Annotated in this window: 15 protein-coding genes; 14 read left to right on the top strand and 1 reads right to left on the bottom strand. The window is 38.8% G+C overall.

The window, feature by feature from the left end:
- The first annotated feature begins 6 nt into the window (after window positions 1-6).
- From IEV85_RS13525 to recG, 10 genes are all read left to right on the top strand, one after another.
- Entirely contained in the window at window positions 7-423 is a 417-nt protein-coding gene (locus tag IEV85_RS13525; protein WP_188464227.1) for a GxxExxY protein, read from the top strand.
- 17 nt (window positions 424-440) lie between these two features.
- Window positions 441-3,521, top strand: coding sequence for a type I restriction endonuclease subunit R (locus IEV85_RS13520; protein WP_188464225.1), 3,081 nt, complete (start codon window positions 441-443; stop codon window positions 3,519-3,521).
- Entirely contained in the window at window positions 3,511-4,545 is a 1,035-nt protein-coding gene (locus IEV85_RS13515; protein ID WP_188464223.1) for a virulence RhuM family protein, read from the top strand. The genes IEV85_RS13520 and IEV85_RS13515 overlap by 11 nt, the downstream gene beginning before the upstream one ends.
- A gap of 15 nt (window positions 4,546-4,560) precedes the next feature.
- Window positions 4,561-5,283 carry a M48 family metallopeptidase gene (locus IEV85_RS13510; protein WP_188464222.1) on the top strand — a complete coding sequence of 241 codons (723 nt, stop codon included), beginning with the start codon at window positions 4,561-4,563 and terminating at the stop codon, window positions 5,281-5,283.
- A gap of 1,951 nt (window positions 5,284-7,234) precedes the next feature.
- A complete protein-coding gene (locus IEV85_RS13505; protein ID WP_188464220.1) occupies window positions 7,235-7,939 on the top strand; it encodes a hypothetical protein in 705 nt (234 codons plus the stop codon).
- 1 nt (window position 7,940) lies between these two features.
- Entirely contained in the window at window positions 7,941-8,300 is a 360-nt protein-coding gene (locus IEV85_RS13500; protein ID WP_188464218.1) for a cupin domain-containing protein, read from the top strand.
- A gap of 62 nt (window positions 8,301-8,362) precedes the next feature.
- Entirely contained in the window at window positions 8,363-8,794 is a 432-nt protein-coding gene (locus tag IEV85_RS13495; protein WP_188464216.1) for a nuclear transport factor 2 family protein, read from the top strand.
- 97 nt (window positions 8,795-8,891) lie between these two features.
- Complete coding sequence (locus IEV85_RS13490; RefSeq protein WP_188464214.1) at window positions 8,892-10,304, top strand: aldehyde dehydrogenase; 1,413 nt, start codon at window positions 8,892-8,894, stop codon at window positions 10,302-10,304.
- A gap of 91 nt (window positions 10,305-10,395) precedes the next feature.
- Window positions 10,396-10,977 carry a gliding motility lipoprotein GldD gene (gene gldD, locus IEV85_RS13485; protein ID WP_188464212.1) on the top strand — a complete coding sequence of 194 codons (582 nt, stop codon included), beginning with the start codon at window positions 10,396-10,398 and terminating at the stop codon, window positions 10,975-10,977.
- A gap of 1 nt (window position 10,978) precedes the next feature.
- A complete protein-coding gene (gene recG / locus IEV85_RS13480; protein WP_188464210.1) occupies window positions 10,979-13,072 on the top strand; it encodes an ATP-dependent DNA helicase RecG in 2,094 nt (697 codons plus the stop codon).
- Window positions 13,073-13,079: 7 nt separating this feature from the next.
- Here the strand turns inward: recG and IEV85_RS13475 are convergent, their stop codons facing one another.
- Entirely contained in the window at window positions 13,080-13,979 is a 900-nt protein-coding gene (locus IEV85_RS13475; protein WP_188464208.1) for a toast rack family protein, read from the bottom strand.
- Window positions 13,980-14,147: 168 nt separating this feature from the next.
- Here IEV85_RS13475 and IEV85_RS13470 point away from each other — a divergent pair, with 168 nt between their 5' ends.
- The 4 genes from IEV85_RS13470 to IEV85_RS13455 all read left to right on the top strand — a co-directional run bounded on the left by IEV85_RS13470 (window position 14,148) and on the right by IEV85_RS13455 (window position 20,029).
- Window positions 14,148-14,720 carry an RNA polymerase sigma factor gene (locus tag IEV85_RS13470; RefSeq protein WP_188464206.1) on the top strand — a complete coding sequence of 191 codons (573 nt, stop codon included), beginning with the start codon at window positions 14,148-14,150 and terminating at the stop codon, window positions 14,718-14,720.
- Between the two features lie 80 nt (window positions 14,721-14,800).
- Window positions 14,801-15,778 (top strand): FecR domain-containing protein, encoded by a 978-nt coding sequence (locus tag IEV85_RS13465; RefSeq protein WP_188464204.1) that lies wholly within the window; start codon window positions 14,801-14,803, stop codon window positions 15,776-15,778.
- Between the two features lie 97 nt (window positions 15,779-15,875).
- Window positions 15,876-18,938: a TonB-dependent receptor gene (locus tag IEV85_RS13460; RefSeq protein ID WP_188464202.1), complete on the top strand. Its 3,063-nt coding sequence runs from the start codon at window positions 15,876-15,878 to the stop codon at window positions 18,936-18,938.
- Between the two features lie 11 nt (window positions 18,939-18,949).
- The gene (locus tag IEV85_RS13455; RefSeq protein WP_188464200.1) at window positions 18,950-20,029 is read left to right on the top strand and encodes a hypothetical protein; all 1,080 of its coding nucleotides are present in this window, start codon (window positions 18,950-18,952) and stop codon (window positions 20,027-20,029) included.
- The last annotated feature ends 35 nt before the right edge of the window (window positions 20,030-20,064 follow it).

Below are 20,064 nucleotides of genomic sequence, written 5' to 3'. Positions count from 1 at the left end.
TGGCCTATGATTAAAGAGTACAAACATTCAGACATAACAGGAAAAGTAATTGGTTGTGCCATGCGTGTCCATTCCGCATTGGGCAATGGCTTCCAAGAGGTTATTTACCAACGGGCATTGGAAATAGAAATGGCTGATGAAGGATTATCATTCAGCAGAGAGCATGAAATGCCTATATTTTATAAACAGCATGAAATAGGAACAAGAAGAGTGGACTTTCTAATAGAAGGAGTGGTGAGCGTTGAGCTAAAAGCGTTAACAAGTTTAGAGGATGTTCATTTGGCCCAGGCAATCAATTATCTGGAGGCTTATGATTTGGAAGTGGGCTTGCTTATAAATTTTGGTTCAAAAAGTATGCAACATAAACGGATTGTAAATCGGAAGTTCAATCAAAAAAATCAAGGGAATCCGGAAATCAATTAAATCAGAGGTTCAGACAAATGAGCAAAGAGATCGGCAAAACAGAACGGCCAAGCCAGGATAGAATCGTCAAGCTATTCAAAGAAGAATTAGGCTACACCTATTTAGGTGATTGGCAGGAAGATGTCCGTACCCTTCCCATTGAAGAGGATCGGCTCTATCGCTTCTTGACAGATAAACAAAGCTATTCTTCTGTGTTGGCCAGGAAAGCCATCGAAAAGCTGATACTTACAGCCTCCGATCTTTCTGAAGGTTTATACATCACCAACCAGAAGATATACCGCCTCTTGCGTTACGGTGTTACCGTCAAGCAAGAATTGGGTCAGCTCAATGAAACGGTTTGGCTGATCGACTGGTCTAACCCATCTGCTAATGACTTTGCCATTGCTGAGGAAGTGACGGTAAAAGGAAGGAACACCCGTAGGCCTGATATCGTGATCTATGTGAATGGTATTGCAGTGGGAGTTGTGGAGCTAAAGAATAGTCGTAAGGACATTTACAATGGCGTTTACCAACTTCTGGATGCTCAATTGGATGAGTTCATCCCAAAATTCTTTACAACCAGTCAATTTTTATTTGCAGGGAATGATACGCAAGGTCTTTTGTATGGGACTACTGAAACATCAGCTAAATATTATCTCTCATGGAAAGAAGATTGTGAAAGGGAGTTTGATTATTCAGTAGATCGCCAACTTTTCCAAATTTGTGAGAAAAGCCGGTTGCTGAATATCATTCACGACTTTGTGGTATTTGATAAAGGAACCAAGAAGCTATCACGCCCCAATCAATTCTTTGGTATCACAGCCGCCCAGCAGCACGTAAGAGACCGTGCAGGTGGCATCTTGTGGCATACACAAGGCAGTGGCAAAAGCTTGATGATGGTGATGCTGGCCAAGTGGATTCATGAAAATGTAACCGATAGCCGTGTACTCATCATCACCGACCGTGACGAGCTGGATAAACAGATTGAAGGCAAATTTATTGACAATGAAGAAAAGATCTACCGCACCAAAAGCGGTAAGGACTTATTGGACAAGCTGAATGTAAAAGACCGTTGGCTCATCTGTAGCCTGATCCACAAGTTTGGCCGACAGGCTGAGGCCACTGATGAAGACCTTGACAAATACATTGAGGAACTGAAGAAAAGCCTTTCCAGCGATTTCAAAGCTAAAGGAGACATCTATGTGTTTGTGGATGAGTGCCATCGTACCCAATCAGGCAAGCTGCATGAAGCGATGAAGCTCATATTGCCGGATGCCCTCTTCATTGGCTTTACAGGCACACCCCTACTCAAAAAAGACAAACAAAAAAGCATTGAAGTCTTTGGCCCTTACATCGGTAATCCGTACAAATTCGATGAGGCCGTAGAAGATGGAGTGGTGTTGGATTTGCTCTATGAAGCCCGAGATGTAGAGCAGTTTATCACAGATCAGCAAAGCATTGACGATTGGTTTGATGCTGAAACCAAAGGCATGAACGATCTGGCCAAGATCGAACTCAAAAAGAAATGGGGAACCATGCAGAAAGTGCTCGGTTCCAAATCCAGATTAGAGAAGATCGTTTTTGATATAGTCAAAGACTTTAAGATCAAGCCCCGCCTTTCCAGTGGTGACGGTAACGCCATGCTTGTTTCGGGCAGCATATATCAAGCTTGTAAATACTATGAGTTATTCCAAAACTCAGGATTTAAGGAATGTGCCATCATCACCTCTTATGAGCCTTCGGCCAAAGACCTCAAAGGAGAAGAAACCGGAGAAGGCGCACCTACCGACAAGCTGATGCAATACGATGTATATCAGCGAATGCTCAATGGTAAAAGTCCTGAAGAATTTGAAGACACGGTAAAGAACACCTTCATCAAAGAACCTGCAAAGATGAAGGTGCTCATCGTGGTAGATAAACTATTGACAGGCTTTGATGCACCATCGGCTACTTACCTCTACATTGATAAGAAAATGCAGGATCATGGCTTGTTCCAAGCCATTTGCCGTGTAAACAGAGTAGATACTGATGACAAGGATTACGGCTATGTCATTGACTACAAAGATTTATTCGATAGTCTGAGGAAGTCCATTAAAGACTATACCTCAGCAGCATTTGATGACTTTGATCTGGATGATGTTCATGGCTTGCTGTCTGACCGCTACGAGAAAAGTAGGGAAAGATTGGATGATGCCTTGGATGCTGTTCGTGCATTGTGCGAGCCTGTACACCCGAAAGACGAACCGAATTTCATTCGTTTCTTCTGTGGCAATACCGAAAACAAGGATGATCTGAAAGACACGGAACAAAAGCGTCTAACGCTTTACAAGCTCACGGTTTCACTCATCCGAGCTTATGCCAACCTTGCCAACGAAATGCACAGGGCAGGTTACTCCAAGGCAGAAGCTGAAAAGATCAAACAGGAAGTTGACTTCTATGCTAATCTGAGAGAAACCGTCAAAGTAGCCAGTGGTGATAAAGTGGATTTAAAACGCTTTGAACCGGGCATGCGTCAGCTGATGGATATGTATTTGGCAGCCAACTCAAGCCGCAAAATCTCAGATTTTGACAACCAGAGCTTGGTGGACTTGATTGTAAAGGTCACACAGAGTAATACTGAAAGTAATGTTTTGAATGACCCAGCAGGTGATTATAAATCACGCGCTGATAAAAAGCGTGAGGAGGCCATTGCTGAAATCATTGAAAACAACATGAGAAAGGTGATCATCGAGGAGCAGCCAACCAACCCTAAGTACTTTGACAAAATGTCTCAGTTGTTAGATGAACTCATCGAACAACGCAAACGAGAATCAATGGCTTATGAAGCCTACCTTAAAAAGATCAAGGAACTAGCTGGTATGATCGACAAACCATCCGAGACCAACAGCTATCCAAAATCGCTAACCACCAGAGCAAAAAGAGCACTTTACGACAATTTGAACGGTAACGAAGTATTGGCCTTGGCATTGGACAACCTGATCCAAAGCACCAAGCTGGACGATTGGCGAGATGGTGGCATCCGTGAAAAGAAACTCATGCTGGCCGTAAAGGGTTTGATCAAAGACCAGGCTAAGACAGATGAATTAATGAAAATAATTAAGGCACAAGATGAGTATTGAGAATCTACCTAACAATCAGAGTGAATTTCTACTGTATGTTTCTCAAAGTGGAGAAGTAAAAGTAGACGTATTACTTCAGGATGAAACCGTATGGCTTACCCAAAAAGGTATGCAGGAGCTTTTTGAAAAGGCTAAGCAAACAGTCAGTGAACATATACGGAATGTTTTCAAAGAAGGTGAACTGGAAGAAGAAGTGGTTGTCCGGAAATACCGGACAACCACTCAACATGGAGCTATTGAAGGAAAAACGCAGGAAAGCTGGGTCAACTACTACAATCTTGATGTTATCATTTCGGTAGGTTACCGGGTAAAATCACAAAGAGGTACGCAATTCAGGATTTGGGCTACTAAGGTACTTAGAGAGTACATTATCAAAGGCTTTGTTATGGATGATGAACGCCTAAAGCAAGGAACTGCCTTATTTGGCAAAGACTACTTTGATGAATTATTGGAACGTATCAGGGAGATTCGTGCCAGTGAAAGAAGGTTTTATCAAAAAATCACTGATATATACGCCCAGTGTAGCATAGACTATGACCCCAAAGCGGAAATTACTCGAACTTTTTACAAGACAGTACAAAACAAACTCCATTGGGCGATTACAGGCCATACCGCAGCAGAAATAATTAAAGACAGAGCCAGTGCCACCAAACCTCAAATGGGATTGACTACCTGGAAAAATGCTCCTGAAGGTAAAGTTCTGAAAACGGACGTTTCAGTAGCCAAAAACTACCTTAATGAAAAGGAATTGAAAGATCTCAACCGTATCGTGACCATGTACCTTGACTTTGCCGAGCTTCAAGCCGAAAGGCAAACCCCTATGAAAATGGTGGATTGGGTAAACCGATTAGATGCCTTTCTGCAATTCAATGATTACAATATTTTGAAGGATGCAGGTAAGATTTCTGCCACCATTGCTAAGCGATTGGCAGAGAAAGAATACAGCAAATTCAGAGTAGAACAAGACAAAGCGTTTGAATCTGACTTTGATAAAGAAGTGAAACGAATCACCGGAAAAAAATAAACCTGAATAAATAACATGGCAAAGGAGCAAATATATATCGCTAACCTTGATATTGATGTTATCAGAAAAGACATCAAAAACATGCACCTTGCAGTATATCCTCCTACCGGAAGGATTCGTCTTGCGGCTCCCACTCGCACGGATGATGAAGTGATCCGTTTATTCGCCATCTCAAAGTTGGCATGGATCAAACGCCAAATCAAAAACTTCAAGTCTCAGGCCAGGGAGACTCCAAGAGATTTTGTCTCGGGCGAAAGCCACTACTTTCAAGGCAGGCGCTATCTGATTAATGTGATAGAGCATGATGGCCGAAACAAAGTGGAAATCAAAAACCATAAGGAGATCAACCTTTTTGTAAAGACTGGTACAAGCAAACCAGAAAAAGCCAAGGTGTTCAAAGAGTGGTACAGAAAAGAACTTAAGGCTCAGATTCCTGAAATCATAAAGAAATGGGAAAATGTAATGGGCGTAAAAGCTCATGCATGGGGTGTGAAACACATGCGTACCAAATGGGGAACCTGCAACACCATTGAGAAGCGTATTTGGATCAATCTGGAATTGGCTAAGAAACCAAAGAATTGTCTTGAATACATCATCGTACATGAGTTGGTACATTTGCTTGAAAGAAGCCATAATGAGCGCTTCATTGCATTGATGAATAAATTCATGCCCAAGTGGAGGGCACACAGAGACGAGTTAAACAAGCTACCGGTGTCGCACACGGATTGGGGATATTAAATCATGAGTACAGATGATTAATTTCCAACAGCACATGTTGATAGTGATAAGCTTAAAACATAAAAATAAATTCTCAATCTTTACTCCATAAAAAAATAAAAACCTTCCCAAACAGTATAATTCAAAACTTTCTACTCCAAACCGCCAAGAACAAACAAACCCAAATACTCCCTTCCCAAGCAAAACAAAAAGGATATTAAAGAGTAACTTAGTGAATAGTACTAATTAAACATCTAAGTTTTGCCATCAGAACCCTTCAAACCCTAGGGCATTAGTTTAAAAGAGAGTTTTGCTACCCTTAAATCCTTGCCCCGTTTCTTTAGCGAAATCAGAAAGGTAAACCCTGCGCTCTTCTACACCAATCTAATCTGTCGGATCATTAGTGCGCTGCTGCCTGTCAGTTTGTTGGGGGGAATGTATTTAATTTTCGAACGCGGGTAAAAGCCTTGATCAAAGATGGTGCGAAGGCGGAGGGATCCCCAGCTCTTTTGCTGGGGATGACGGAGCTTTGTAGTTAGCTTTAGTAGCTGTGGAAGGTAAAATAAAAACTACAATAATAAAAAGTAGCACGTCATTCCAAAATTTTGTGAGGCACGAACAAAATATTTGGAATCTCCTTCTTCCTGAACTATGCCCAGCCTGAGGTATTATTTAGAAAGTGGCAAAGAAATAAAACCTATTTTAAATTTTTGAAGACAGTTAAAAGCCTTGGTCAAAGATTGTGCTTAGGCCGGGAGGTTCCAGATAATTAATAGAAATTCCTGCGTCATGGTCATTAATTTCTGGAATGACGGAACTTTGTTGTCGGCATTTGTTGAAGTGTAAATTATGCTAATGAAAATGATGACAATTTGTTGTTTGATGAATTACAATAATAAAAAGTAGCACGTCATTCCAAAAAATTTTGTAGAGCAACGGAAAAATTTATTTGGAATCCCCTTCTTCCTACACCATGCCAGCCAAGAGCTATAACTTGAAAGATATTATGGAAACAAACCTCGTTTAATTTTGGACAGCGGGTAAAAGCTTTTAGCAAGGATTGTGCGAAGGCCGGGGGGTTCCAGATAATTAATGGCCCATTTCCTGCGTCATGGTCATTAATTTCTGGAATGACGGTAGTTTGTTGGAGGCTTTGGTAGTTGAAAAAGAAAAACGAGAAATAGTCATTATGGAAGAGTCAAAAAAATCTCAACATATCTCGTCATTCCAAAATTTTGAGAGGCACGAACAAAATATTTGGCCTGTGCCGACCAATCGGTAAATCTCCTTCTTCCTGCACCATGTCAGCCCAGAGCTATAACTTGAAAGATATTATGGAAATAAAACCTATTTTAAATTTTTGAAGACAGTTAAAAGCCTTGGTCAAAGATTGTGCTTAGGCCGGGAGGTTCCAGATAATTAATAGCCATTCCTGCGTCATGGTCATTAATTTCTGGAATGACGGAACTTTGTTGTCGGCATTTGTTGAAGTGTAAATTATGCTAATGAAAATGATGACAATTTGTTGTTTGATGAATTACAATAATAAAAAGTAGCTCGTCATCCCAAAAAATTTTGGAGAGCAACGGAAAAATTTATTTGCGATCTCCTTCTTCATGCACCATGCCAGCCCAGAGCTATTATTTAGAAAGTGGTATGGAAATAAAATCTCTTTTAATTCTTCAAAAGTGGTAAAAGCCTTTAGCAAAGATTGTACGAAGGCCGGGGGATCCCTGATAAATAATGAACCTCCGGCTCATTGATTTTCTTGTCTGCCAGACCTTTGGCTGGGGATGACGGAGCTTTGTTGTTGGGTTTAGTAGTTGTGGAAGGTAAAATAAGAAATAGATACTCTAACAGCTAATAAATTAATACACAAATACGCTACCCATAAAAAGCGCTTGTTGCATTTCTAAAATTTCTAACGTATTCTTATAGTTAATTTAGAAGAACCTGCCAACCGTAATGAGCAATGGAAGAAAAACCAAATAATCCCACCAATCAGGAAAATAAAGGAGGAAAGAAACCGTACAAAAAACCTTATTATAAAAAAAGATATAATCAAGGGCCTCCAAAAAAGAAAAGCTTTTGGAATGCTGATAAAATAGTGAGTTTGTCAGCAATGGCGATCGCATTATTTACATTAGCAGTATTGCTTTATCAAAGCAATATCTTAGAAAGACAATACGAGCTAACCGTAGAACAACAAAAGGCTTCTGTTTTGCCTTACCTACAATTAGGACCGAGTTTTAGTGCAGGACGCTATACAATAACTGTAAGCAATAAAGGGGTAGGCCCTGCCTTTATCAATGGATTTTATGTTAAAAAGGCAGATTCAATTATTTCTATTTATGATTTGGTTTCTTATTACGATAATTTTTCTTCGAAAAAAAGGAGTTTTGCATGCGAATTTGCTTCCTTATACAAAGGGTGCGTAATTGCTCCAGGAGAAGAAATTGAACTTCTTAATGTAATTGGAGATCAGATTGATGTTGATTTAATTGGTAATTTTTTTAATAAATATATGTACAACTCTACTGGTTCTATGAAATTAATGATTGACTATAGATCTACTTTCAATGACGCCTGGGTTTTAGAAACAACTTTTCCTCCTCAACCAATTTCCAAAGAAGAATATGGTAATTTTGACTTTTTAGATATTCATTCTCTTTATTAGAATGCAAGTAATTAAACTATCGGAAAAATTCAGCCTTTTCAATGATCAGTGGACACCCAAAATTGTAGGTGAGTTAAATGGACAACATATTAAACTAGCCAAAGTGCAGGGTGAATTTGTATGGCATAATCACCAGGAGGAAGACGAGCTCTTTTTTGTAGTAAAAGGAAAGCTCAATATTGCTTTTAAAGATAAAACGCTTACCCTGAATGCCGGAGAAATGCTTATCGTGCCAAAAGGAGTGGAGCATAAACCTTTTGCAGAGGAAGAAGTGTTACTCATGCTTTTTGAGCCTGCGCAAATTAAACATACTGGAGCAATAAAGCATGAACTTACCAAAGACAACAGCGAATGGATTTAGATCAAGTGCTTGTTAAAGGGAATATATATTTTCGCTATCTTACCACAGAATAATAAAAAGTTATGCGCTATATTTTCCTCTTAAGCACTTTGTTTTCTCTAAACTTTACGCTTTATGCACAAAACTCAGAGAAAGAAGTAATCACCGCTTTACTTAATGACTTTCTCAAAAATGTTGATGATGCAAATACTCATGATCGCTTTTGGGCTGAAGATCTGATATACACCAGCTCAGCAGGCAAACGCTTTGGTAAACCTACAATCATGCAAGGCTTTAAAAACTCAGAAGAGGCAAATAGTGATGCGCCAAAAACTTCCTACTTAGCGGAAGAGATTCAAATAAAAGTAGTAAATGATGTAGCCATCTTAACTTTTAAACTTATTGCTAAATCAGAAGGAGAGCAGGTGGACACTTATTTTAATTCTGGCGTTTTTCAAAAAAAGGAGGGGGCCTGGAAAGTTATTAATTGGCAAGCGACCAGGGCAGAACAATAAGTTGCTAAGAACATTATAGCTATTATACTTCCCACTAATCAAAAGGCTGTTTTATCCGTTATCATTACACTACCATTATTACGGCTAAAGGAAATTTATGGAAACGACTCTTGAAGTATTTAATACACCTATTGAAAAGCAAAACGAGATTTTTCAAAGCCAAAAAGCATTCTTTAACTCCCAAAAAACAAAGCCTTATGCATTCCGAAAGGAGCAGCTCCAAAAGTTAAAGGAACTGGTTAAATTTTATGAAGCAGATATAATGCAGGCTTTGGCAGATGATTTTGGAAAACCTGCATTTGAGAGTTATGTAACAGAGGTGGGGTTTCTCTATGAAGAGATCAATTATAATCTCAAACATCTCAAATCATGGATGAAGCCTAAAAGAGTGAGCACCTCACTTATGCATTTCCCTTCCCGAAGCAAAATTCTGTATGAACCCAAAGGTGTTACGCTAATCATTGGCCCCTGGAACTATCCTTTTCAATTATTGATGGCTCCGCTAGTAGCGGCCATTGCTGCAGGCAATACTTGCATTATTAAACCACCGGAAGAAACCCCTCACATTTCAGCACTCATACAAAAAATGATTCCGGAAGCTTTTGCTGAAGAATTTATAGCAGTAGTAACAGGAGAGGGGAAAGTAGTGGTACCTCAATTGATGGAAAACCACAGGTTCGACCATGTTTTCTTTACGGGGAGCGTGCCAGTAGGAAAAATAATTGCAAAAATGGCTGCTCCTCAATTAGTACCTACAACCCTGGAGCTTGGAGGTAAATCTCCGGCCATAGTAGATGAAAAAGCTAATGTAGAAGTAGCTGCCAGAAGAATAGTTTTTGGAAAAATGATGAATGCCGGACAAACCTGTGTGGCTCCGGATTATCTGTTGGTGCATACAAAAATAAAAGCAAAACTTATTGATGAGCTGAAATCAAGCATCATGCAGTTCTATGGTGTTCAACCTTTGGAAAGTAAGGACCTGACACAAATTGTAAATCAAAAGCGTTACGAAACCTTAAAAGGCTTTTTAAAAGAAGGAACCATAATTTTTGGAGGTGCTTTTGATGATGAGCTAAGAAAAATTGAGCCCACCCTGGTAGAGAATATAAAGCAAGAGGATGAGCTTTTTAAGCAGGAGATTTTTGGTCCTATTTTACCCATTTTCACTTACCAGAATGAGGAAGAGGTTTTTGAGATGATTGCCAAAAATCCAAATCCATTATCACTTTACGTGTTTACTGAAAGCTCAAAAGCCGAAGAGAAGTTTATCCAGCGAATTCCTTTCGGTGGGGGTGCGGTCAACAATACAGTCCTTCATTTAAGTAATCCAGACCTGCCCTTTGGTGGTATAGGAAATAGCGGACAGGGAAATTATCATGGCAAAGCCGGCTTTCTCACCTTCTCACATGAGAAATCTATTTTGAAATCAGGCACCTGGTTCGATTTAAAAAAGAAGTATCCGCCATTTGATAAAATGAGTATGCGGATTATTCGCTATTTTATGAATTAAATCAACTCGTTGGAAATTAAAATTAGCCAGCTAAGTGCATTCTATTTAATAAAGCAGCACAAAATCTCCTGATGATTAATATATTTGTAAAATGAGGCTTCTGAAAAACGTATTATTTTTATTGATGGCAGGGTTATTTATTCTGGCTTGTGAAGAAGATTATTATCCTAAACCAGAAGGCTTCAATAGAATAGATCTTCCTGAGCCGGCCTATGAAGCGCTACCAGATTCATTTCCCTTCTCGTTTCAGTATTCAAAGCATGCAAAGATTTTACCTGATTCTTCCTATCAGAAGGAAAGATATTGGTTTGCTCTTTTTTATCCGGATTTTGTGGCAGAAGTGCACATCACATACAAACCGCTTATGAATAACAGAGATTCCTTGCGTGTTAACATTGATGACTCCTATAAACTTACTTCCAAGCATCAGGTTAAAGCTACATCCATTGAAGAAACCATTTTAATTACGCCTTCCAATAAAAGGGTATCTGTTGCGGAGTTAGAAGGAGATGTGCCAAGTCAGTTTCAGTTTTACACAACTGATTCAACAGAACATTTTTTAAGAGGCGCACTTTATTTCAGAACATCAACAGAAAATGATTCTCTTGCACCAGTAATTGATTATGTAAAGAGAGACATCGTACACGCGCTCAATACTTTGCAGTGGAATTAATATGTCGTCATTCTTTAAAACACCAATTGAATTTTTAAAAGGTGTTGGCCCGCAAAAGGCCGCATTACTCAACAAAGAACTCAACATTTTCACTTATGCAGATCTACTGCAGCATTATCCTTACAGATATGAGGACCGCACAAAGTTTTATTCCATAAGAGAATTGCACGAACAAATGCCTAATGTGCAAATAAAAGGGCAAATCAGAGGGAGAGAGCTAATAGGTGAAGGCAGAAAACAACGCTTAGTCATTCACTTTTATGATGAAACAGGTAGTGTAGATCTGATTTGGTTTCAGGGGATTAAGTGGATAAGTCCCAAGTTAAAAACTGGAGTAACCTATGTAGTTTTTGGTCAGCCTAATAAATTTGGTAACAAGTTCAGTATAGCACATCCTGAAATAGAGGTTTTAACCCCTGCACTTCAGAACAACCATTTTCTTCAGCCGGTCTACTCTACAACAGAAACTTTAAGGCGAAAATTTCTTGATAGCAAGGCACTTTACAACCTGCAGAAAGTGTTGTTGAAGGAGGCCTATAATCGAATTCCTGAAACTTTACCACAATCTATTTTGCAGCAATATGCCTTTATGCCTAAAAAGGATGCTGTAGCACAAATCCATATCCCCAGAGAAGAGCAAATGCTTCAGAAAGCGCGTTTCAGGATGAAGTTTGAAGAGTTTTTCTTTATGCAGTTGCGCCTGCTAATGCAGAAAAAAATCAGGCTTGAGAAATTTAAAGGTCAGCTTTTAGCTAAAACAGATTTATTAACCAGGTTTTATCAATCTCACCTTCCTTTTGACTTAACGGGTGCACAGAAAAAGGTAATCAGAGAAATATTTAATGATTTTAAAAGTGGCAAGCAAATGAACAGGCTGCTGCAAGGCGATGTGGGTAGTGGTAAAACCATTGTGGCGTTTATTGCTTCACTAATAGCTATTGATAGCGGAGCCCAAGTAGCTTTAATGGCACCCACTCAAATTTTAGCCAATCAACATTATGAGGGACTAAAGGAGTTTGCTGATAAGATTGGTGTGAAGATTGCACTCCTCACAGGATCTTCAAAGACTAAAGCAAGAAGAAAAATTCATGAGGAATTGCTCTCAGGAGAACTCCATATTCTGGTAGGTACTCATGCGCTACTGGAAGATGTGGTGCAATTTAAAAACCTAGGTTTAGCAATTGTGGATGAGCAACATAGATATGGGGTAGCCCAAAGAGCAAGACTCTGGAAAAAAAATGAAACGTTTATTCCACATGTGTTAATCATGACCGCTACGCCTATCCCACGCACACTTTCTATGTCTGTTTATGGCGATTTAGACATTTCTACGATTGATGAACTGCCGAAAGGACGGAAGGAAATTAAAACACTACATCAGTATGATGCTAACCGGTTGAGGTTAAATGGGTTTATCCGCAAAGAGATTGAAAAAGGGCGGCAAGTATATGTGGTTTATCCTCTGATTGAAGAGTCAGAAAAACTGGATCTGAAAGACTTGATGGATGGTTACGAAAGTGTACAAAGAGCTTTTCCCGAATATCCCATAAGCATAGTGCATGGTAAAATGAAAGCTGATGCCAAAGACTTTGAAATGGCTCGTTTTGTAAAAGGAGAAACCAAAATAATGGTAGCCACAACAGTGATTGAAGTAGGTGTTAATGTGCCTAATGCATCTGTAATGGTGATTGAAAATGCAGAACGCTTTGGCTTAGCCCAATTACACCAATTGCGCGGAAGGGTGGGTCGGGGCGCAGAGCAATCCTATTGTATTTTAGTTACCACGCATAAATTGAGCAAGGAAGCTAAAGTGAGAGTAAATACCATGGTGCGCACAACTGATGGCTTTGAAATAGCCCAGGTAGATATGCAATTAAGGGGGGCGGGAGATATGATGGGCACTCAGCAAAGTGGCCAGGTAGATTTAATTTTAGGGGACTTACGTGAGGATGAGCCTGTACTAACAATTGCACGACAGGCAGCACAAAAAATTGTAAAGGAAGACCCTGAATTAGTAAGTGAAGAAAATAGATTGATAAAAATCCAGATTGAAAATCAGGCAAAAAAATCAGTTAACTGGAGTAGAATTAGCTAATTAATAATTAGTGTAAAAAAGAGATACTGCCCATTCCAACATCCAGAGAAAATTCTAAGAACTCCTGTTTATTTTTCATATAGGCGGCATTTCCATATAAATTATGCCCCACCTTTTTATAGTCGCTGGCTAATTTAATATGACATAAAGCAGAGTTTTTAATTCTTACCAATACCGGAATATCATCAGGAGGTAAGTGAATAGTCATGCTACCAGCACCTACAGAAGCACTAACTTTACTATTTATCTGCCAATTATTTCCACAATTAAGGTAAATGGATCCAAAACCAACTTCTGCAATTATTTCTTTAGCTAAAGCAAGATTGAGGTTCTCAACTACTATATCGCCTAGGTTTACTTTTACAAAAAAAGTATCCATAGCTACTGCGTTTCTCTTTCCGTCAGCATAATTAAGAAAAACATCTGCACTTCCGGAATTCACTTTAAGACGTTCCACAGACAGTCTGGATAAATCAATTTCAGCCGAGCCTAATAAATAATTAAGAGAAAGATTATATAAGGTGTTTTCTGAAAGCTTTATTTGCCAAACATCTTTAGCATCTATATCAGGTGAAAAAATATTTTTTGCAATGGCCTCTGTAAAATTAAGGCCAACATGGTTTTTGCAGGTTAAATTAGCTTCCACATATTTATGGTCCTGAAATTCCTGAATTTTGTAGGTGCTGGCTGCTATATTATTCTCATTTTCACTGTATATCTCCAAAGGCTTTACAGAAGATACTCCATTAATAAATGAAGAGCCCGCTTTGGTAAACACACTTAAAGCTACTTTATCAGTATTGCTACTTTGTGCTACTTCAAAATGCTTATGAAGCTCCTGAGTATAGCAGTTAGAAATAACGCTAAAAACAAGTAGTGTGGAAAATGCAAATAATTTATTACTCATGATGCTCTATTACGGGGAGCGTCAACATAGGTTTTACTAATTCTATGAGGGCCAGAATATTGTAGATAAACACGATATTAATAATAAAGATAAAATCTTAAAAATTTGATAACAGCCCTTTTTCCAAATTTTCAAAATAGAATCTCATGTTTGTAAAGACTAAGAAAAATGAAAGCCGGAGCACTACAGACAGATTTACAATTAATCCTGCGAATCAAAAATGATGATGAACGGGCATTAAAAATACTGTTTGATAAATATTTCTCAGCGTTAGTTCATTTTTCTTTCAGGATAACCCACCAAAAAACAATCGCAGAAGAAGTAGTAGCAGATGTTTTTATAGAACTGTGGAAAAGGAGAGCTTATCTGGACATTACTCACCAGGTAAAAGCCTATCTTTTTACCATGGTAAAAAACACCTCTTTAAATGCGGGAAGAAACCAAAAACTTCATTATTCATTTTCAGACAGCTCCCTTGAATTGGAGGTTTTTAGCCAATCACCGGAGGAAAAGCTTATTTCTGAAGAGAATCTGCAAGACATCGATCAGCTACTTAACATTCTTTCTCCAACAGTAAAAACTGTTTTTTTGCTCAGCAGAGAAGAAGGCTTTACTTATGCCGAAATTGCAGGGATACTAAAATTATCGATAAAGACAGTAGAATCGCACATGGGGAAAGCACTTAAATTGATGCGAGAGACTATTCAAAAAAGCAACTTAGGTGAATATTATCATAAGTAACCATTCCGTAATAATTTGTTAACAGCTTCTGATCAGGGTAGCCGACCTTAAAAAGTGTCATAAAGGCAAACACCCAAACTATGCACCAGGAGATTACCGAAAACTTGTTGGCCAAATATTTTGCAAATGAAGCTTCCGAAGAGGAGAAAGCGCACATTGAAGATTGGCTAAAAAAGGACCCGGAGAATAGATTGATTTTTTCCGAATACCAACAATTGTGGAATTCACCACTAAAGATTAAAGAACATAAATTTGATCCATCTCTGGTCTACACTAAAGTTTCTGATGCAATTCTTGAAGAAAAAAAGGCAAGGTCCCGCTCCTTCAATTATCGCTTTTTAAGATTTGCGGCCTCTATCCTTTTGTTTGTAGGGCTTGCTGGCACATGGCTATTCTTTAGCAATTTACCTCCTAAGCAACTTTCCAAAAAGGCTGAATATGGCCAGAAATTAAAATTTACTCTACCTGATGGCTCTCTTGTTTACCTGAATTCAGGAAGTACAATTGATTATCCGGAAAACTTCTCTGAAGATAACAGGCAAGTAGCATTAGTAGGAGAGGCCTTTTTTGAGGTAAAGAAGGATAAGCATCGCCCCTTCATTATAAACAGCGGCAGTATGAAAACAACGGTGCTGGGCACCTCTTTTAATGTAAGTGCTTATCCTCATGCCTCACAATCAGTAGAGGTGCTTTCAGGAAAAGTAAAAGTAAGCAGTGAAATAGAAGAGGTTGTTTTAGTGCCCGGACAAAGAGCTTCTTTAGAAAAAGGAATGATCAATAAGTATGAGGTTAAAACTTCTGAAATCAGTAGCTGGCGAAATGGCACACTGTCTTTTCGTGATTCACCTTTATCAACAGTAGTTGTAAAATTGGAAAGATGGTATAATGTCCAAATTTCGCTGGAGGAGGAACTGAAAAAGTGTGTATTCACCGGTAGTTTCACAAGTGAAAAGCTACCGGTAGTTCTTGAAGTGCTGAAGGAAACCTTTGGTATTTCTTACCAGATAAATGCACAAAAAATCACTATAAAAGGAAAAGCATGTAATAACAAACAATAAAAGAAAGGATGCTGCAACATCCTTTCTGATTTATCCAACTGCAATTGGAAATCAAGTATTTATTAAAACCAAGAAGTATTAACAAACAATCAAAATTATGAAAAAAAATTTACAAGGAGGTATAATTATGCTTAGCAAATACACCTTTTTTGGATTAATGGTTACCTGCCTTTTGTGTAATGCGGTGCTGGCGGAAAGGGGGCATGCGCAAAACGTAAAGGATGTAATCATTACTGTGGAGGCAAAGTATGCCAACCTCGCCCAATTATTCAAGACTATTGAAGGCAGCACACCCTTCAAATTTATGTATAGCTCCCAAAACATTTCGCTGGAGGGAGAAATAGAGCTTGAAAACAGGAAGGCTTCAGTGGCAGAGGTGCTCTATGAAGTGTCCGGTAAAACCAAGCTTCAGTTCAGGCAGATCAATAATAGTATCGTAGTCACTCCCGGTAAAAACGTTGGGTCAAAAGTAAAGTCAGCCAGAGAAACCTGGGGAATTGTTACAGGAAAGGTGATTGATGCTAAATCATCAGAACCTCTTCCGGGAGCAAGTGTGGTTGTAGTGGGTGAAACCTATGGAGCCGTTACAGATCTTCAGGGAGAGTTTAATCTGATGTTAAAAACCCAGGCAAAGCAAATAGAAATTCGCTATTTGGGCTATCAAACAAAATTGGTAGATATAGAAATCCCTGAAAGCGACATTCTGATAATAGGGGAAATTGCTATGCAAGCCAACAGCGTGGCATTAAGCGAAGTTGTAACCTACGGCAATCTGGAAGGACAACAAAAAGCACTTAACCAGCAAAAAAATTCAGATAATATTAAAAATATTGTAGCTGCTGATCAAATTAGCAGATTTCCTGACCCCAATGTGGCAGAAGCCTTGCAGCGTGTGCCGGGCGTTAATATTGAAAGAGACCAGGGAGAGGGTCGCTATGTTTTGGTGAGAGGTTTGGCTCCACAATTTACGAATATCAACATTAATGGAGAGCAAATTCCATCTCCGGAAGCAGGTGTTCGATTTGTTGCGCTTGATGCCATTCCAGCAGATCAGTTGGCTTCTATTGAAGTGACAAAAGCACTAACACCAGATATGGATGGTGATGCTATCGGTGGCTCTGTCAACCTGATTACCAGAACGGCAAAGTCCACTACCCCTGCCATAAGCGGAACCTTAATTGGGGGCTACAATAACCTAATGGAAAAAGCGAACGGCCAGGGCTCTTTACAATATGGACAAAGATTTGGTGCAGAAGGAAAGCTGGGATTATTAGTGAATGCAAGTCATTATTACACAGATCGCGGTTCAGATAATTGGGAAAGAGATGGCTCAGAATTTGAACTTAGAGATTACGCTTTACAGAGGAGCAGAACGGGCTTAAGCGGAACATTGGATTACAACATCAATGCTAACAATAATCTTTATTTCCGAGGTATCTACAACAACTTTCAGGATAGGGAGCAAAGAAGAACGTATTTATTTGTTCCAAATGAGGATGACTCTCCTTTTGAAGATGCCGAAATTGAGAGAGGGAGCAAAGACAGGTGGGAAAAGCAAATTGTCAGCAGCTTTAACCTGGGAGGGAAGCATTCATTCGCTAATCTTTCGCTGGATTATGAAGTTTCTTATTCTGAAGCATACCAGGACACGCCTTTCGATACAGAGCCTGTTTTTAAAGCCAAAGCAGATTTAATAGGAATAGACTTTAGTACTAACCCTGAATTTCCCAAGTTTACTGTGGAAGGGGCTGACTATCTCGATAATTCCATCTACGAATTTGATGAAATTACCACCGGAAATACTTATGCCTTAGATGTTAATAAAACAGCAAAAATTAACCTCGGAATTCCGTATAAATTAAATGGGGCTGAAGGCTTGTTAAAATTTGGTGGAAAAGTAAGGCTGAAAGAGAAATCATTTGATATTACAGAAAATGTTTATTCCTGGGAGGGAGGTGACATTCAAATAAACGGAGCCTCTGAAGACTTTACTTTGAATTTCTTTGAAGGCGGACTTCTGGATAATAACTTTCTTGATGGGCAATATCAGATTAACAGAAACATTGACGTTTCACAATTAAACAGGTTTTTTAATCAAAATAGAAATGGATTTGCCTTAGAAGTGGAGGATAAGCAAGTAGCGGAATCGGTAGAATCTTATAAAGCTACAGAAGATGTTTATGCTGCCTATTTAATGACTAAACTTCAGTTCAAAAAATTAATGGCACTTGGTGGATTTCGCTATGAAACCACTAAGGTAACCTATAATTCGCAAGCGGCAATATTTGATGTAGAAGGTGATTTAGATAGAATTGATCCAATAGATGGTGGTGTAACTTATGACTTTTTACTTCCTCAGATTCATTTCAAATATCAGTTAAACCCATTAACTAATATTCGCTTTGCAGCAACAGCAAGCTATTCAAGACCGAACTTTGAGGACATCGTGCCTTCTCAGGAAATTGAATTGAATGCAAGGGAAGGAAGCATAGGTAATCCTGAGTTGGCACCGGTTTCTGCTTATAACATTGATTTAATGGGGGAGCATTATTTCGGAACGGTAGGAATTATTTCTGCAGGCTTGTTCTACAAAAACCTTGATAACTTCATTTTCACACAGCGTTATGATTCCATAATCAACAACATCAATGTGGTACTGAATCAGTCCAGAAATGGAGAAAGTGCTGAGTTGCTTGGTTTTGAATTAGCTTATCAACAAAACATGACATTTTTACCGGGCGCCTTAAAAGGCATAGGTTTATATGCTAATTATACATATACCAATTCTTTAGCAAATATTAGCAATAGATCAGGAGAGGCCGGCACAGAGGAGATTCGTTTACCGGGGCAGGCAGCTCATGTAGGAAATCTCTCACTGGCATACGACTATGGGAAGTTTAACCTAAGAGCCTCAGCTAACTTCAACGGTGAATATATTTCCGAATTAGGGGATGAGGCAGAAGAAGATGTGTATGTAAAAAGCAGAATGCAGATTGATTTAACAGGAGCATATCGTATCACCAGGAATTTCCAGGTGTTTGGAGAGTTTATGAACCTGACCAATCAGCCTTATGAAGTGTATCAGGGCTCAGAAGATCAATATATCCAGAGAGAATTCTATTCATGGTGGTCTCGTGTGGGTGTGAAATTCAACTTCTAATTTTAAAAAAAATGAAAAACTTATTCAATAATATATTTTTACTGGGAATAACATGTTCATTCTTAACTGCTTGTGTGGATGAAGAGTTTGAATATGCACAGGATGCGGAATCAGAAGAGCTTTTTATCCTTGCACTGGATGCTGATGAAGGGGGTGCGCTGGAATCCGAAACAGATTATGGGCTTGAAATAGCTTTTCAGGATTATTTTGGAAAGCTTCCGGAAACAGAAGTAATTTTCTCCTTTGAGTTGAAAGATGCTGAAGGATTGGAAATTGGGCCGGGTGACAATCAAGTTCATATTAAAGAGGTGATCTATGAGATTGATGATTGTACAGAAGGGGAGCTGGAGTTCACTTTCAATGCTGACGGAACTGGCACTATTACACTAAAGCCCAGTGCTGAAATTGGAATGCCGGAAGCTTTCGAAATTGTTTTCAACCTTCCTTTTGAAACGGTAGTTGAGGAGGGAGAAGAGGAGGAAAAAGCCTTACTTGATGATGATATCGAAAATGAAGATGACCGCGGATTTGTTTTTGAAATCACAGGAATTAACAGCACTAATTCATTTATAGCATTAAATCCGGTGAGTATGTTTGAGTTTAAGGTTTTGGACAATGAGCAAATTACTGCTGAATGGGAATTAAATATATCCGATGAATCAGTTTTTAATCAGTTTAAAGAAGCTTTATCGCCAATTAGTGCAGAACTAGCTGCATTAAATTATTCGGAGCTAAGTGCTATAAAATTCGAATTTGAATTTGAGGAATTAACTATTAAGATTGAATTGAATGAAGAAGAAGCAGATGAATGTGACCCGACTGATTTTTCAAATAAAGAAATTGAAATTGAGGCAGATTTTAGTGCAGAGGATGGCGAGTTAGAATTGGAAGGAAGTTATTTTATCTTCAACGATGAAGATAGTGAGGTAGAGGATAAACTTGATTTTATTCTGAAAGCCGTTTATGAAATCAACTTAGAAGAAGAGACTTTAACCATAAAGGTACAGTCCCTGGAGGATGAAGACAATTTTAATGACGCGGCTTTCTACAACAGCGATAACGCATATACATTTATTTTAAACAGAGATTGATTTTTAGCCAACCTTAGAAAAGGTTGGCCACTACT

This window comes from Marivirga lumbricoides, from assembly GCF_014636295.1.
In the GTDB taxonomy this organism is placed as follows: domain Bacteria; phylum Bacteroidota; class Bacteroidia; order Cytophagales; family Cyclobacteriaceae; genus Marivirga; species Marivirga lumbricoides.
This window is presented reverse-complemented; position numbering and strand designations above follow the sequence as displayed.